16 protein-coding genes are annotated in these 16,282 nt (G+C 39.7%); 11 read left to right on the forward strand and 5 right to left on the reverse strand.

Annotated elements, in window-relative coordinates:
• Positions 1 to 59: 59 nt before the first annotated feature.
• The 5 genes from ACH784_RS08035 to ACH784_RS08055 are packed head-to-tail and all read left to right on the forward strand — an operon-like array spanning position 60 to position 6,045.
• Positions 60 to 2,189, forward strand: coding sequence for a DUF1800 family protein (locus tag ACH784_RS08035; protein WP_404395226.1), 2,130 nt, complete (start codon positions 60 to 62; stop codon positions 2,187 to 2,189).
• Between the two features lie 9 nt (positions 2,190 to 2,198).
• Positions 2,199 to 3,533 (forward strand): DUF1501 domain-containing protein, encoded by a 1,335-nt coding sequence (locus ACH784_RS08040; protein WP_404394870.1) that lies wholly within the window; start codon positions 2,199 to 2,201, stop codon positions 3,531 to 3,533.
• 36 nt (positions 3,534 to 3,569) lie between these two features.
• Positions 3,570 to 4,685, forward strand: a complete 1,116-nt coding sequence (locus ACH784_RS08045) for a M24 family metallopeptidase (RefSeq protein ID WP_404394872.1) — start codon at positions 3,570 to 3,572, stop codon at positions 4,683 to 4,685.
• Between the two features lie 8 nt (positions 4,686 to 4,693).
• A complete protein-coding gene (locus tag ACH784_RS08050) occupies positions 4,694 to 5,629 on the forward strand; it encodes an ornithine cyclodeaminase family protein (protein ID WP_404394874.1) in 936 nt (311 codons plus the stop codon).
• Positions 5,626 to 6,045: a hypothetical protein gene (locus ACH784_RS08055; RefSeq protein ID WP_404394876.1), complete on the forward strand. Its 420-nt coding sequence runs from the start codon at positions 5,626 to 5,628 to the stop codon at positions 6,043 to 6,045. The genes ACH784_RS08050 and ACH784_RS08055 overlap by 4 nt, the downstream gene beginning before the upstream one ends.
• A gap of 250 nt (positions 6,046 to 6,295) precedes the next feature.
• Here the strand turns inward: ACH784_RS08055 and fur are convergent, their stop codons facing one another.
• The 5 genes from fur to ACH784_RS08080 all read right to left on the reverse strand — a co-directional run bounded on the left by fur (position 6,296) and on the right by ACH784_RS08080 (position 8,731).
• Entirely contained in the window at positions 6,296 to 6,739 is a 444-nt protein-coding gene (gene fur, locus ACH784_RS08060) for a ferric iron uptake transcriptional regulator (RefSeq protein WP_404394878.1), read from the reverse strand.
• Between the two features lie 103 nt (positions 6,740 to 6,842).
• Entirely contained in the window at positions 6,843 to 7,370 is a 528-nt protein-coding gene (gene fldA, locus ACH784_RS08065; RefSeq protein ID WP_058029914.1) for a flavodoxin FldA, read from the reverse strand.
• 14 nt (positions 7,371 to 7,384) lie between these two features.
• A complete protein-coding gene (ybfE, locus tag ACH784_RS08070) occupies positions 7,385 to 7,663 on the reverse strand; it encodes a LexA regulated protein (protein ID WP_404394880.1) in 279 nt (92 codons plus the stop codon).
• Positions 7,664 to 7,665: 2 nt separating this feature from the next.
• The gene (locus ACH784_RS08075; protein ID WP_404394882.1) at positions 7,666 to 7,887 is read right to left on the reverse strand and encodes a DUF2788 domain-containing protein; all 222 of its coding nucleotides are present in this window, start codon (positions 7,885 to 7,887) and stop codon (positions 7,666 to 7,668) included.
• Between the two features lie 85 nt (positions 7,888 to 7,972).
• Positions 7,973 to 8,731: an alpha/beta fold hydrolase gene (locus ACH784_RS08080; protein ID WP_404394884.1), complete on the reverse strand. Its 759-nt coding sequence runs from the start codon at positions 8,729 to 8,731 to the stop codon at positions 7,973 to 7,975.
• Between the two features lie 126 nt (positions 8,732 to 8,857).
• On the opposite strand from ACH784_RS08080, the gene seqA reads away from it, so the two are divergent.
• From seqA to ACH784_RS08110, 6 genes are all read left to right on the forward strand, one after another.
• The gene (seqA, locus tag ACH784_RS08085; RefSeq protein ID WP_404394886.1) at positions 8,858 to 9,397 is read left to right on the forward strand and encodes a replication initiation negative regulator SeqA; all 540 of its coding nucleotides are present in this window, start codon (positions 8,858 to 8,860) and stop codon (positions 9,395 to 9,397) included.
• Between the two features lie 9 nt (positions 9,398 to 9,406).
• Positions 9,407 to 11,044, forward strand: a complete 1,638-nt coding sequence (gene pgm, locus ACH784_RS08090) for a phosphoglucomutase (alpha-D-glucose-1,6-bisphosphate-dependent) (protein WP_404394888.1) — start codon at positions 9,407 to 9,409, stop codon at positions 11,042 to 11,044.
• Positions 11,045 to 11,115: 71 nt separating this feature from the next.
• Positions 11,116 to 12,150, forward strand: a complete 1,035-nt coding sequence (gene astE / locus ACH784_RS08095; RefSeq protein ID WP_404394890.1) for a succinylglutamate desuccinylase — start codon at positions 11,116 to 11,118, stop codon at positions 12,148 to 12,150.
• Positions 12,151 to 12,397: 247 nt separating this feature from the next.
• Positions 12,398 to 13,615 carry a thiamine pyrophosphate-dependent dehydrogenase E1 component subunit alpha gene (locus ACH784_RS08100; RefSeq protein ID WP_404394892.1) on the forward strand — a complete coding sequence of 406 codons (1,218 nt, stop codon included), beginning with the start codon at positions 12,398 to 12,400 and terminating at the stop codon, positions 13,613 to 13,615.
• Positions 13,615 to 14,592: a transketolase C-terminal domain-containing protein gene (locus ACH784_RS08105; protein ID WP_404394894.1), complete on the forward strand. Its 978-nt coding sequence runs from the start codon at positions 13,615 to 13,617 to the stop codon at positions 14,590 to 14,592. The genes ACH784_RS08100 and ACH784_RS08105 overlap by 1 nt, the downstream gene beginning before the upstream one ends.
• A gap of 9 nt (positions 14,593 to 14,601) precedes the next feature.
• Positions 14,602 to 16,164 carry a dihydrolipoyllysine-residue acetyltransferase gene (locus ACH784_RS08110; protein ID WP_404394896.1) on the forward strand — a complete coding sequence of 521 codons (1,563 nt, stop codon included), beginning with the start codon at positions 14,602 to 14,604 and terminating at the stop codon, positions 16,162 to 16,164.
• Positions 16,165 to 16,282: the final 118 nt, after the last annotated feature.

A 16,282-nucleotide genomic window follows, 5' to 3' on the forward strand; every position in this document is an offset into this window, starting at 1 on the left:
CATGTTTTCTTGTTTGGTACTAAAGTAGTTTTGTTGAGCATATTGGAAAGAATAAAATGATGAATAAGCATGCTTATTTACTGCTCCTTGCTGTTTTATTAACAGGATGTGGTGGCGGTTCAGACCCTGTTGAGCAAAACTCAAATCCAGTTATATCTGAATCTGGAGATGATACTGGCTCGGGTAATGACTCAGGTTCAGGTGGTGACTCAGGTTCAGGTGGTGACTCAGGTTCAGGTGGTGACTCAGGTTCAGGTGATGATTCTGGTTCAGGCGATGATTCTGGTTCAGGCGATGATTCTGGCTCAGGCGATGATTCTGGCTCAGGTGATGATTCTGGTTCAGGTGATGATTCTGGTTCAGGTGATGATTCTGCTAACGCACAGCCACCCCAGTTCTCAACAAAAATTGAATCAGATAGTTTCAAGCAAGGCGACACAATTCGTTTTAGAATTGAGCTTGCTGAACAAGATATGCAAACAAGTACGGTCGAGTGGCAGCAATTATCAGGTCCACTAATTGATATTTCAGATCCACTTAATATTGAATTTGAAACCCTCAGTAACCAAACAGCCCTCGATGAACATTATCATTTTGTCGTTACAGTGACGAATGAAGTGGGTCTCTCATCTCAAGATGAGATTAAGTTTTCTGTGCTAAAAGCCATGAGTGAAATTCAGGCATCAAGGTTACTTCAACAAGCGAGCCTTGGACCTACTTACAATGAAATTTTATTAGCCGATGGAAAAAGTTACCAACAATGGCTAGATGAACAAATAAATCTACCTATTACTTATCACAGTCCTCTTGTCGAGAATTACCCTGACCGTGATGAGCCAAACCAAATCAATCGTATTGATGCTTGGTGGAAAGCAAGCATCAACGCACAAGACCAGTTAAGGCAGCGTGTTGCTTTTGCTCTTAGTGAAATCTTTGTTGTATCCGATCTAAACACATCCCTTAGTGGCGAGCCTGAAGGTATGGCAGCTTATTATGATATTTTACTTGAGCATGCTTTCGGAAATTATAGAGACTTACTAGAGCAGGTAACTTTATCACCAGTGATGGGCGTTTACCTAAGCCACCTAGGTAATGAAAAGGCAGATCCTGAACGCAATATTCGACCTGATGAGAATTATGCGCGTGAAGTCATGCAGCTGTTTACAATAGGTCTGAATGAATTAAATCTAAACGGTACGAATAAGTTAAATGAAAATGGTGAAATCATACCAACATACGGCCAAAGTGAAATTGAAGGATTTGCAAAAGTCTTTACGGGTTGGACATTCGCTTACAGTGCAAGATGGAATAGACCAAGCAGAAACTACACTTTGCCAATGCAAGCTTTTGAAGACTATCACTCGAGCGCTGAAAAAATATTGCTTAATGGTGAGGTTATTCCTGCAAATACCAGTTCGGAGCAAAGTCTAGAAATAGCATTAGATAATTTGTTTAATCACGATAATGTCGCACCATTTATTTCAAGACAGCTAATACAACGATTAATTACTTCTAATCCAAGCCCAGGTTACGTAGAGCGGGTCGCAACGGTGTTCAATGATAACGGTGAGGGAGTAAGAGGAGATTTAGCGGCGACAATTAAAGCTATTTATTTGGACAATGAGGCAAGAGGTCTTGGTACGCCGCTTGCCCATTTTGGTAAAATAAAAGAACCTTTATTGAAAACAGTACAGTTTTGGCGTGTGTTTAACGCTAAAACCCTCAACAACCGTTATTATACTTGGAATTTACCCTCAACTTATGGTCAGGGCCCTTTGCAATCGCCGTCGGTTTTCAACTTCTTTAGACCAGATTTTCAACCAGGGGAACTGGCAAGCACCGAATTTGTTGCACCCGAACTGCAAATCGCTAATGACGCTGCTTTAATTGGTATCATTAACACGCACTATGCAGATCTCGTTTGGCGTGTGGCTGAACGTCACGATGAATTAAATGAAAACAGCCTTTATTTATATATGCAAGCAGACCACGACTTAATTAGTATGAATGGCCTGAATGCAGTTTTAGATAAATACGATTTGCTATTTTTCGCAGGTAATATGTCACAAGAAATGCGCCAAGCATTGATTGATATGGATGAATATTTCGCCACCCGAGACAGTTATCAACGTATTTCTAATCTTGTTTACCTCATTTCAATCTCACCTGAATTTTCTTTACAGCAATAGGAGCAGATCATGAATAGAAGAACATTTTTATCTTATTGCATGAAAGGTGGGGCGTCGGTTGCAGCATTAACGCAATTACAATTGCAGGCATTTCAGGGATCTTTGTCATATAGCTTTGACGATCACAAAGCCTTAGTGTGTGTATTTTTATATGGTGGTAATGACTCTTTGAATATGCTTGTGCCCATCGAAGGTGAGCAGCGCAGTTTATATGAAGCAAGTCGTCAAAATTTAGCTGTGGCAGACGCATTACAGCTTTCACCTGTCACAGATATTGCTGGTGGAGTAGGTCTGCATCCTGCAATGGATCCGATTAAGAGCTTATTTGATAATCAAGATCTTGCCTTCGTTTCTGGTGTCGGCAGTTTGATTGTGCCTACCTCTAAAGTGGATTATCAAAATGAGACTGTACCTTTGCCTAAGCATTTATTTTCTCATAATGACCAGCAAGCTACTTGGATGCATGGCAGAGAAAAGGTGTCTTTAAACAGCGGTTGGGGCGCTAGATTACTTGAGCGTATAGAGCAGGGCAATTCATTTGTGAATAACATCTCTTTAGCGGGCACCAACCCTTGGCAAACTAGTGTAAATTTAACCCCATTCTCATTGCATCAAAGTGGTGTTAGTCGAATTAACCCGATTAATGGGGATGGCAATCGTGCCGCTCATGTGCGTAGCTTGATGAACAGAGTGTTAGCGCAATCAAGCCATCCTTTAGCTAGTGCGTATGGAACAAAAATGCAAAAAGCCATCACCAATACTGAGGCGATGAATAGTGCTATTGAATCAAGTGATGACTTAAGTACTTTCTTCTCTGATACTAGCCTATCTCAGCAACTCCATACTGTGGCAAAATCTATATCAGTTAGGCAAACGCTTGATGCTAAGAGACAAATTTATTTTGTTAGTATGGGCGGTTTTGATACACATGATAATCAGCTCACGACCCATCCAGCATTATTAGGGGCATTGTCTCAATCATTGTCAGAATTTAACGCGGCGATTTCATCTATCAATGCCAATGATGATGTCACCTTATTCACAATGAGTGATTTTGGCCGGACACTTACGTCGAATGGTGATGGTACAGATCATGGTTGGGCTGGCAACCAAATCGTTATGGGTGGTGCGGTTAATGGCGGAGAAATATACGGTTCGTTCATGACACAACACTTAGATGGACCAAATGATACCCGAGGTGGTAGGTTGATCCCACAAGTTGCCAATGAGCAGTACTTTGCATCTTTGGCGCGATGGTTCGGTTTAGACAACTCTGAGTTAGTCGATATTTTTCCAAATTTAGCAAACTTTAATTCGCATACTTTGCCATTTATGGGAAGTTAAATAAAAAGAATATTGTATACAATAAGGGTTTGGGTTATGTTATTGCCATTATTTGACAGTGGTATAACTCAAATGCAAGCAAGATATCATCAACGTCAACAACGTTTATTATCTGTTTTAAAAGAACAAGACATACATAACTTGTTGGTGTTTAACTACGAAAACATTCTTTATTTGACCGGTTACAGTGGTAATGCGGCTTATCTCATCGTTTCAGCTGAAGGCCTTTGGTTGATTACGGATTATCGCTATTTTGAACGAGCAAAATCTGAGAGTTTTGGATGTGCGCTTATTTGTAGAGATAGAGACTCAGAGTCATTAGGCGCCTGTATCAAGCGTTTATTACCGGCGGGAAAAACTGGGTTTGAAAGCAATGCCATTAATTATGGTATGTGGTTATCAATCGCAAACGAGCTGGTTAACACTGATGTGGCTGCGTTTGATGGATCTATAGAAAAACTCAGAATGGTTAAAGATGACTTTGAAATTGCTTCCATTAAGAAAGCCGCTGCCATTGCAGATTTAGCGCTTGCTGATTTATTAACACAAGTTTCAAAAGGTGTAACGGAATTAGATTTGGCGACCGAGCTTGATTTCAAAATGAAAAAGCTTGGATCCGACGGTATTAGTTTCGACACAATTTTATTGTTTGCAGAGCGAAGTGCATTGCCTCATGGCAAACCGGGAGATAAAAAGCTCAATCATGGTGATTTACTGCTCGTCGATTTTGGCGCTGTTGTAAATGGCTACCGTTCAGATATGACTCGAACATACGTTTATGGGGAGCCTAATAAGCAACAACAACAGATGTATGACGCAGTGCTGGCATCTCAATCAAAATCTTTGCAAAGCCTTAAAGCCGGCGTTGATTGCCAGCAACTAAACCAGATTTCATTAGATGTATTGGCTCAATCCGGGTTCGCACAATATGCAGGAAAAGGACTTGGCCATGGCGTTGGTTTGGCATTACATGAAGTGCCTTTTATAAACCCTGTTACTGACTATCGCTTAGAAGTAGGAAATATTATCACTATTGAGCCTGGGGTTTATATTCCTGACTTTGGCGGTATCAGAATTGAAGATGATGTGCTTATCACTGAAAGTGGTTTTGAATTCTTAACCCATGCACCTAAAACATTTGTGATTAATTAAGGAAAAAAATGAAAATAATTTCTGAGCAACAAGTTCATGCAAGCTTAAACTTCGATAAGGTTATTGATGCTCTGAGAGTAGGCTTTTCAAAACCTGCGGGCACACCAACCAGACAAGTGTTTGAATTATCAGACTCTGAAGAAAATCATGATGCTTTTGCCGTTTTACCTGCATGGAATGAAGACGTTATCGGCGTTAAATCTTTTACTTATTTTCCTTCGAATGCAGAGCATGGATATAAAAGCTTATATTCGAAAATTATGTTATTTGACCGACTTCATGGTGAACCATTGGCATTGGTAGATGGGACGAGTGTGACGCTTTGGCGAACGGCAGCAGTGTCTGCGCTAGCGAGTCAATATCTATCAAGACAAGATAGTGCCCATTTGGTGTATTTTGGCTCGGGTAACTTATCGCGTTATATGATTGAAGCCCATATGAGTGTGCGTGATATTAAAAAAGTAACCATCATTGCCAGAAACACTGACAAATCAGAAAGTCTGCGAACGTTACTTGCTGAGAAATATTCAGATGTCGAATTTTTACTAGGAGAGTCAAATCAAGCAACGATTAGTTCGGCTGATATCATCAGTTGTGGCACGGGGGCGCATAACCCTTTGTTTGATGGTAATTGGCTATCAGATGGCGTGCATATTGACTTAATTGGTAACCATCATAGACAGTTTAGAGAGTGTGATTCAGTTTCTGTTGTTCGTTCAAAAGTGTTTGTCGATAGTAGAAAGAACGTACTTAATGAAGCAGGGGAGCTCCTGATTCCTATTGCAGAAGGTGTTTTTTCAGAAGAACAGATCATTGCTGAGCTTAGCGAAATGCACCAGTTGAAAACAGTCAGAGCTAAAACCGACATTACCTTATTTAAATCGGTGGGTACTGCGCTCAGTGATCTATTAACTGCTTATTTAGTTTATAAGACCCAGTTATGATTTGGTTGAGTGTGTTGGCGGCTTCACTGTTGTTTTTCGCAACTTTGATTGCATGGCAAAGCCAGAAGAAGCAATTAAAAAAGCGTATATGGCGTCAAGTACAAGTCGATAATCTAGTTAAAGTAAAACAGCACAAAGCGGGGCCAATAGAGGTTTTAACAGAATCAAGTTTGCTAGTGGAGTTTACTTACAACGAAGAGAGCTTTTGTTGTCAAACTGCCTTCAGGCCTGATTTATACAACTCATTTAAAGCTCAACAAGCAACTTTTATTCTAATTGATCCTGAAAACCCAAAGCAGTGTTACTACAACGCTTGTCAGCAAACTCGATATGCAAAACTGTGGATTGGGCTTTCGTTTGCTTTGTTAGTTTGTTTGCTTTTAATTGCAGCTTTTTCGAACATTCAGGTAGCTTAAATAACACTAATAAACGGTTAACAGAAAATCATATTCAGCTGAGTTTAATCTCAACTTTCAATCTATGTTGAAAATCTCTTATTTAGAGCATCTAAATAGCAAAATTTTCGGCTTGTCGTTGACAAGTTTTCCCTGCCTTAGCATAGGTCGTTTAGTTAAGAGGGTTGGAATAATTAGATTTGTATTATTACAGCATAAAAAAAGCCGACAAATGTCGGCTTTTTTATGAATTATAGCTAATAACAATAAATTAGCTATTTTCATCAGCATACTTTTTACACGCATCCGAGTCTTCACACTCACCATATAAATATAACGAGTGGTTAGTCAGCTTAATGCCATTTTGATTTGCAATCTCAGTTTGACGAGTTTCAATAACCTCATCTTCAAACTCAACCACTTTACCGCATTTTAAACAAACTAGATGATCGTGGTGCGTACTACCAGATAATTCAAAAACAGATTTACCGCCTTCAAAATGGTGGCGACTGACAATACCTGCATCATCAAACTGGTTTAAAACTCGGTAAACGGTCGCAAGGCCAATTTCTTCGCCTTTGTCTAATAAAATTTTATAAACATCTTCAGCACTGATATGTTGATTATCAGGTGACTGTAAGATCTCTAAAATTTTAATACGTGGCAAAGTAACTTTTAACCCTGCTTTCTTCAACTCTAAGTTATGATCAGTCATTATCTGTCTCAGTAATTTTATTAATTCTATTTTACTCTAGCAATGAGCACGACATTCATTACTAAAGGTAACGTGCATTGCGACTAAGTGCAAAATTTATTGATTAGTCAACAAGTTCACTTAGGCACATTTCGTCGAATACTTGAGCACACCATGCTTTAACACGTTGCTCTGTTAATTCTGGTTGACGGTCTTCGTCGATGCCAAGACCTACAAAATGATTATCATCAGCCATCGCTTTAGAGGCTTCAAAATCATACCCCTCAGTAGACCAATGACCTACAACAATAGCGCCACGCTCTGTCACGATATCGTTAATCATGCCCATTGCGTCAAGGAAGTACTCTGCATAGTCTTCTTGGTCACCACAACCAAAGATAGCAACAAGCTTACCTTCAAAATCAACTTCTTCTAATTCAGGGAAAAAGTCATCCCAATCACATTGCGCTTCACCATAGTACCAAGTTGGAATACCAAATAGGATTAAATCAAACTCAGCAATTTCTTCTTTACTACTTTTAGCGATGTCTTTTACATCAACAAGCTTCTTACCAAGCTCTTTTTGAATCATTTTAGCAACGTGTTCAGTGTTACCAGTATCGCTACCGAAAAAAATACCTACGCTTGCCATGTAATCATTACCTTCTATCTATTGTTCGCTAACTTTTCTTGCAAAATGGTTTCGATAAGTGCACTTCGGCTCATATTTTGAGCTTCTGCCATATCGCTTAACGCCTGATAGAGTTCAGATGACACTTTGAACTCAACACGTTTTAACCCTCTTGCTTTATCTCGTTTGATCTGGTTTCGTTTATTGACTTTTAACTGCACCTCACGTGGAAGAGGGTTAGTTTTCGGTCGACCAGGACGTTTCTCATTTTCAAAAAGATCGATTGTTGTACGATCGGTTTCAGACTTGGCCATGTTTATCCTACGCCAGCGCCTTGCCAAAATACTTGTATAAGTCCTTTAGCAATAAAACCAGAACAGCCCAAAAACAAAACAAGCCAAACAACATATCGACCAAATTTTGGCACATCACCTTTCTTTAAAACGTCGTTGATTGCCATTCCTATAAAGAAAAATATGCCAGCTAAACCGAAATACAGTCCCATGGTTTCAAACTGCTGAATATATTGATTGGCCATACTTGCTCTAACTAATATTTAAACGGCGGCTACTATACCATAACCGAACATCATAATTTAATAGTGCTTTTGAAAAACTCGTCAATTATTGAAGAAAATCAATAATTGAGCGGTTAACTGCTTCTGGTTTTTCAGCGTGTAGCCAATGACCTGCACCATGAATGACTTTTGCTTTTGAATTTGGGAATAAAGAAACAATTGCTTCACGGTGTTCAGGTAATATGTAATCTGAGTTATTACCTTTGATAAATAAGGTAGCACATTGGCAAGAATGAGTCTCATTAATATTAGAGATGATTTCAGAGTAGTGTGCAGAAATTGTTGATAAATTAAACTTCCAACGATAACCGTCTTCACTTTTAGCCAAGCTTTTTAAAAGAAACTGTCTTACACCGACTTCGTCGATATATGACTTCATAATTACATCAGCTTCATTTCTGCTATTTATAGATTCGTTTTGTACAGCATTGAGGGCTTGAATGATTTTATCGTGACGGGCGTGATATGTGACCGGGGCAATATCAAGTACTATCAATTTATCAACGAGAGCTTCATTTAGCATTGCGACCTGCATGGCCACTTTTCCACCCATGGAATGACCAATAATATGTGCTTTCTCGATTTTAAGATGATCTAGTAGCGCCACGATATCTTGAGCCATAACAGCGTAATTCATTTCTTCAGCGTGAAACGACGAGCCATGGTTTCTTAAATCAACATTTATGACGGTAAAATGTTCGCTTAGTGTTCTAGAGATAATATTCAGGTTTTCAAGTGAACCAAACAGACCATGCATGATCACGACAACGGGACCTGATCCTGTTTGTTTGTAATTTAATAGCATTTTGCACTCCGATAAATTATACGGTAATTTTGCCAGTGTATTCGCGAAATGCAAAGGCATAGTGTATTGACGCATTTCATTATATAATCATCGAGATGCACCAAAATCAGTAATGACAGGAAAAGCATGAAAAAAATAGAAATAGATGACGAGCTTTATCAATATATCGCCAGTAATACACAGAGTATTGGTGAAAGTGCTTCTGAGATCCTTCGTCGTTTATTAAAACTATCTCCCAACGCATTACCTGAAGATGATGTCGTTGAAAAAAAAGAAGAACAAGCTGAGCAAGCAGAAGAAACGACTGTCACAAAAGTGACTACTAAAGCTGCTAGTGTTTTTAATATTTTAAATAAAGAAGAACTCGCTATGCAAAAAGGCGTAGTAGGGCGATTTTTGTTTATACTTAGTGCCTTGCACCGCACACATAAAGATAACTTTGACTCTGTTCTAGAAATCAAAGGCCGAGACAGAATTTACTTTGCAAAAAGTAAAGAAGCTTTATTAGAAAGTGGCAGTAGTATGAACCCTAAAAATATTGAAGACAGTGAATATTGGGTCATGACTAACTCTAATACAACGCGTAAGAAAATGATGTTACATGAAGTAGCCTTAGGTTTAGGTTACTCAGAGTCAGATGCCGAAACTATTCGAGATTACTTATAAGGACGTATTATGTCTATTCATCCAGGTGCTGGTAAACCAGCAAAGCTTGATACGCTAGTTAACATTCCTAAACTTGTTTCTGCTTATTATTTAAATGAGCCAGACTTAGAGCAAAACCCAGAGCACTGTGTCGCATTCGGTACATCTGGCCATCGAGGCTGCTCTTTAAATGTTAAGTTTAATGAGTCTCATATTCTGGCTATTACGCAAGCTATTTGTGACTATCGAAAAGCAAATAACATTTTTGGCCCGTTATTTTTAGGTAAAGACACACACGCATTATCTGAAGCAGCTTTTAACTCTGCCATAGAAGTGTTAGTAGCGAATGAAGTACAAGTCATTACACAAGAAAATGATGACTATACACCAACACCTGTGATCAGCCATGCAGTTGTTTGCTACAACAAAGCCCTCCCACATGAATTAAGCGATGGCATTGTAGTAACACCTTCACACAACCCGCCTGAAGATGGTGGTTTTAAATATAACCCACCAAATGGGGGCCCAGCTGATACTGATATCACCAAGTGGATTGAAGACCGAGCTAATCAGTTATTGCTAGAAGATTTAGTTGAAGTCGAGTTATTTCCATTTGCTAAAGCTAAGCAATCAGGTTTCATTAAGTATGAAGATTTAATCACACCGTATGTTAATGACTTAATTAATATTGTTGATCTAGACGCGATTGCAAAAGCAGGTGTAAAAATTGGTATCGATCCGCTAGGTGGTTCTGGTATTAATTTCTGGCCAGTGATCAAAGAAAAGTACGGCCTGGATTTAACCGTTGTAAATCCTGAAGTTGATCCGCGTTTTGCATTTATGCCTTTAGATAAAGATGGCAAGATCCGTATGGATTGTTCGTCACCTTACGCGATGGCAAACCTGATTGCGTTAAAAGATGACTTTGATATTGGTATTGGTAACGATCCTGACTATGACCGTCATGGCATAGTAACCAAAGATGGTTTGATGAATCCAAATCATTTCTTAGCAGTGGCGATTGATTATTTGCTTACTCATCGTGATTGGGCCAAAGACATTAAAGTGGGTAAAACATTAGTGTCTTCGGCAATGATCGACAAAGTGGTTAAGTCACTTGATAAAGAGGTGTTTGAAGTACCAGTAGGCTTCAAATGGTTTGTAAAAGGTTTAAGTGAGCAGTGGCTTGCATTTGGTGGTGAAGAAAGTGCCGGCGCGTCATTCTTACGTCGTGATGGTAGTGTTTGGAATACAGACAAAGATGGCTTTATTTTAGGCCTACTTGCAGCTGAAATATTAGCTGTAACCGGTAAAACACCATCAGAACGTTACAAAGAGCTTGAAGCCGAATTCGGTGCGCCTCTTTACAAACGTATTGATGCACCCGCTAATGCAGCGCAAAAAGCAAAATTAAAAGCGCTTAGTGCTGCAGATGTCACTGCAGATACACTAGCAGGTGACAAGATTGTTGAAAAGCTTACTGAAGCACCAGGTAACAAAGCTGGCATTGGTGGCTTAAAAGTCGTCACTGAATCAGGCTGGTTTGCAGCTCGCCCATCAGGCACTGAAGATATTTACAAAATTTACCTTGAATCTTTCAAAGGTGAAACACATTTAGCGTTACTTGAACAAGAGGCCAAAGCGCTTGTTGATTCAGTAATTAGCTAAACAATTTATTCTATAAAAGCCATGCTCAAGCATGGCTTTTTTATTTATACACTCTCACAAAAGGGGACAGTATGTACCTTGAAACACTTAAAAAGTCTGGTGACTTTTTATCGATAACTCGCGAAAACGAATTTCATTTAGAGCCGACATCATTTGTTCTAGCAAATGGTACGCAAGTTGATGTACTTGATACAGGCGTTATTAAATTTACACCTAGTGTAAAAACAACAAAAGATATCGTTTTATCAAGTGCTGTTCATGGTAATGAAACGGCACCGATTGAAATTTGTGATGAACTGATCCAAAACATTATCTTAGGCAAGTTAGAACTTAAGCAACGTGTGCTGTTTATTTTTGGTAATCCAAAATCAATTAATATTGGTGAGCGATTTGTAGAAGAGAACCTAAACCGTTTGTTCAGTGGTTCACATAGTAAAGGTGATGTACAAAACGCTGAAAGAGACAGAGCGAAAAAGTTAGAAATTTATGTGTCTGACTTTTTTAATGAAGTTGAAACTGGTCGATACCGTTGTCACTATGATTTGCACACAGCTATTCGAGGTTCAAAAAACGAGAAATTTGCAGTTTATCCGTTTTTAAATGGCAAGCCTTGGAAGAAGTCACAACTTCAGTTCTTGCTTTCTTGTGGCGTTAACACCGTATTAATGATGGCAGCACCGGCAACGACATTCAGTTATTTTTCTTCAAATGAATTTGGCGCAGATGCGTTTACCATAGAGCTGGGTCAAGTTAAGCCTTTTGGTGAAAATGATATGGCGCGCTTTGAGAAAACCAAGCAAACTCTGACTGCATTAATTAGCCAAGAAATGGTTGAATATAAGAAGTTTAATTCTGAAGACTTTGAATTGTTTGAAGTGTATCGAACGATTAATAGAACACAAGAAGCATTTAGCTTTACTTTCCCTGACAGCGCAGTGAACTTCACAGGCTTTGCAAAGGGTGAGTTGTTAGCAAATGACGGCGAAAAGCAGTATTTTGCAGAAGTTGAAGGTGAAGCCATTATTTTCCCAAATGCTAAAGTAGCGCTAGGTCAACGTGCATTATTAACCGTTATACCTATGCAAATTAATGAAAACTTCATATAAGTAATTGAATTAAAAGCTAATAACATAGCGTATTCTTTTCTTTCCAGTAATATTTATGCAAATTAAGTGTTATTCATCTATGATCAGTTGAATAACACTTTACGTTAACGTAAAGTGTCGATAGGTTTAATTTAAACCAATTGCATAAATCGCACAGATTATTCATAAAACAACATAGCGAACGAATAAATACTTTTGAGTAGTTATTTGCATGCAAATGGATAATGACAACAAGAGAAGGTAGGTTATGATTAACCCGAATAACATATCTCTAAATATCAGCCACGCGCTGGAATTTATTGATAGCCATGCACTGAATATCCCCACCTTAAAAATTCTCGGTGACAATGGTGAGATCCTTGATGGTGCAACCGCACCTGAGCTAGACAAAGAAACAGCATTAAAAATATACAGCACTATGCGCTTCATTCGTTTACTTGATGAACGCATGCAGGCTGCACAGCGTCAAGGTCGTGTTAGTTTTTACATGCAATGTCTTGGTGAAGAAGCTGCTGTGACTGCAAGTGCTGCAGCGCTTAAACATGATGACATGATCATGGCCCAATATCGCGAGCAAGCAGCACTTGCTTATCGTGGTTTTAGCCTAGATAACTTTATGAATCAAATGTTCTCAAATGAACTTGATTTAGGTAAAGGCCGTCAGATGCCAATCCATTATGGCTCTAACGAACTTAATTATATGACGATTTCTTCACCGCTTGGTACGCAAATCCCGCAAGCGACTGGTTATGCATATGGTCAAAAATTGAATCATATTGATGCTGCAACGGGTGAACTAGCGTCTGAAATCGATAACGTGACGATTTGTTATTTCGGTGAAGGTGCAGCATCTGAAGGTGACTTCCACGCGGGGTTAAATATGGCTGCTGTGCACAAGGCTCCGGTTGTTTTCTTTGCGCGTAATAATGGTTATGCGATTTCAACGCCAGCAGATGAACAATTTAAAGGCGACGGTATTGCTGCGCGCGGTGTCGGTTATGGTATTAAGACTATTCGTGTTGATGGTACTGACACACTGGCTGTTTATGCCGCAACGCAAGCTGCACGTAAGATTGCAGCAGAGCAGGGCGAGCCTGTACTAGTTGAATCTATTGCTTATCGCTTAGGTGCGCACTCAACATCAGATGATCCATCTGGCTACCGTAGTAAAGATGAAGAAGCAGAATTCAGAGCGGCTTGCCCGATTGAGCGATTCAAAAACTGGCTATTAAAGCAGGGCTGGTTGAACGAAGCAGAAGATGAAGCGGCAAAAGATAAGATCCGTGAAGAAATTCTTGCTGCATTAAAGGTTGCTGAGAAAGTACAAAAACCAGCATTAGAAGAGTTAGTTTCTGATGTATACGACACGCCAATTCCTGCGCTTCAAAAACAATACGATGAATTAAAAGAACATATCAAGCAACATCCAGAAGCGTACCCAGTTACTGCAGGGAGAATCAAATAATGGCTAAAATGAACATGCTACACGCCATTAACTCGGCGCTAGATATTACCATGGCAGAGCATCCGCAAGCCTGTATCTTCGGTGAAGATGTGGGTTATTTCGGCGGTGTGTTCCGTGCGACATCAGGTTTACAAGAAAAATACGGTAAGCACCGTGTATTCAACACACCTCTGACAGAACAAGGTATTCTTGGTTTTGCAAACGGTTTAGCGGCTTTTGGCGCTCCGGCACTGGCTGAAATTCAGTTCGCTGATTATATCTTCCCTGCATTCGATCAGATTGTGAACGAATCTGCTAAATTCCGTTACCGCAGCGGTAATGAATTCAATGTGGGTAACTTAACAATTCGAACGCCTTACGGTGGTGGTATTGCCGGTGGTTTATACCATTCTCAATCTCCAGAAGCTTACTTTGCTCATACACCAGGTTTGAAATTAGTTGTACCTCGTAACCCTTACCAAGCTAAAGGTTTATTACGTGCATGTATTAAAGACGATAACCCGGTTATTTTCTTTGAACCTAAACGTTTATATCGTGCCTCAGTTGGTGAAGTACCTGAAGAAGATTACGAAATTGAACTAGGTAAAGCTGAAGTCGTAAAAGAAGGCTCAGATGTGACACTACTTGCTTGGGGTGCTCAGATGGAAATCATCGAGCAAGCTGCTGAAAAAGCAGAAGAAGCAGGTATTAGTTGTGAGGTTATTGATTTACGTAGCATTCTACCCTGGGATGTTGAAACCATTGCTAAATCAGTCACTAAAACGGGTCGCTTGATCATCAGCCACGAAGCACCGATCACCAATGGTTTTGGTGCCGAAATTGCTGCAACTATTCAGCAAGAATGCTTCTTACATTTAGAATCGCCGATCTTACGAGTGTGTGGTTTAGATACACCTTATCCACTGGCTCTTGAAAAAGAATATGTACCAGATGCACTTAAAGTGTTCTCTGCGATTAAAAAATCGGTTGAGTTTTAAGGATTAGTCATGTCAAAAGAATTTATTTTACCAGACATTGGTGAAGGCATTGTAGAGTGCGAAATTGTAGAATGGTTAGTCTCAGTCGGTGATGAAGTAAAAGAAGATCAACCTATCTGTGACGTAATGACCGACAAAGCGCTGGTACAAATTCCAGCAGTGCATGATGGTGTTATTACACAGTTACACTATAAAAAAGGTGAAATTGCTAAAGTGCATGAACCACTTTTTGCAATGGATGTGGCGGGGACAGCACCTGCTGAAGTAGCTAATGACACTCAAACATCATCAGACACCTCAGGTTCACATTTAGAAGACTTTATTCTGCCAGACATTGGTGAAGGTATTGTTGAGTGCGAAATCGTTGAGTGGTTAGTCAGCGAAGGTGACACCATAGTTGAAGACCAAGCTGTGTGTGACGTAATGACTGACAAAGCCTTGGTACAGATCCCAGCTAAATACGATGGTGTGGTTGAAAAGCTTTATTACCAAAAGGGTGAAATTGCGCAGGTTCACAGTCCTTTATTCCAAATGCGTTTAGCTGGTGGTAATGGCAATGTTCAAACTTCTTCTGCCGCTGAAAGTAAACCAGCAGCAAAAGCTGAAACGCAAAGTACTGCAGTAAAAACACAGTTACCTAAAAATGGTAAAGCAATTGCGTCTCCAGCTGTTCGTCGTTTAGCGCGTGAGCAAGATATCGACATTAATTTGGTACCTGGCTCTGGTAAAAATGGTCGCGTGTATAAAGAAGACATTGCTCGCTTTGTAAATGGTGAGACTTCGCAACAAGCTGTTGTTGAAACCAAACCAGCTTCAGCAAACAACACTGTACCAGTTGCACAGGCAGCTCAAGCTGTTACTTCAGGCGGCACACGTGTAGAGCCGATTCGTGGCATGAAAGCAGCGATGGCAAAACAAATGGTTGCGTCGGTCTCGACTATTCCACACTTCACATTCAGCGATGAAATCGACTTAACTGACCTGATCGCGCTTCGCAAAGAGCTTAAAGAGCAATATGCGAAAGAGGGTATTAAGCTAACCATGATGCCATTCTTTATTAAGGCACTTTCGCTTGCGATTAAAGAGTTCCCAATCGTTAACTCACAAGTAAACGACGACTGCACTGAGATCACCTACTTTGATGATCACAATATTGGTATGGCCGTAGATTCAAAACTTGGTTTATTGGTGCCAAATATTAAGGGTTGTCAGAGTAAATCTATAGTAGATGTTGCCCAGGATGTAACACGCTTAACTGATGCAGCTAGAGAAGGACGCGTTTCGCCTGATGATTTGAAGGGCGGCACAATTTCGATTTCGAATATAGGTGCAATTGGTGGTACAACTGCAACGCCAATTATTAATAAGCCTGAAGTGGCGATTGTGGCATTAGGTAAATTACAGCACTTACCTCGTTTTGATTCACAAGGTAATGTCGTTTCTCGTGCAATTATGCAAGTCAGTTGGTCTGGCGACCACAGAGTTATTGACGGTGGCACAATTGCTCGATTCAATAATCTATGGAAGGCTTACCTTGAAAATCCTGCAAAAATGTTGATGGCGATGAGCTAATCACCACAGAGCTAGTTTAGAACCCCGCAAATGCGGGGTTTTTTGTTTTTGTTTTTTGAAAAATCTACACTTCTTACAAAATAATTTTCTGTTTATAAACTCCTCAGACTGTACCTTA

It is taken from the genome of Pseudoalteromonas phenolica (genome assembly GCF_044788725.1).
GTDB lineage: Bacteria > Pseudomonadota > Gammaproteobacteria > Enterobacterales > Alteromonadaceae > Pseudoalteromonas > Pseudoalteromonas phenolica_C.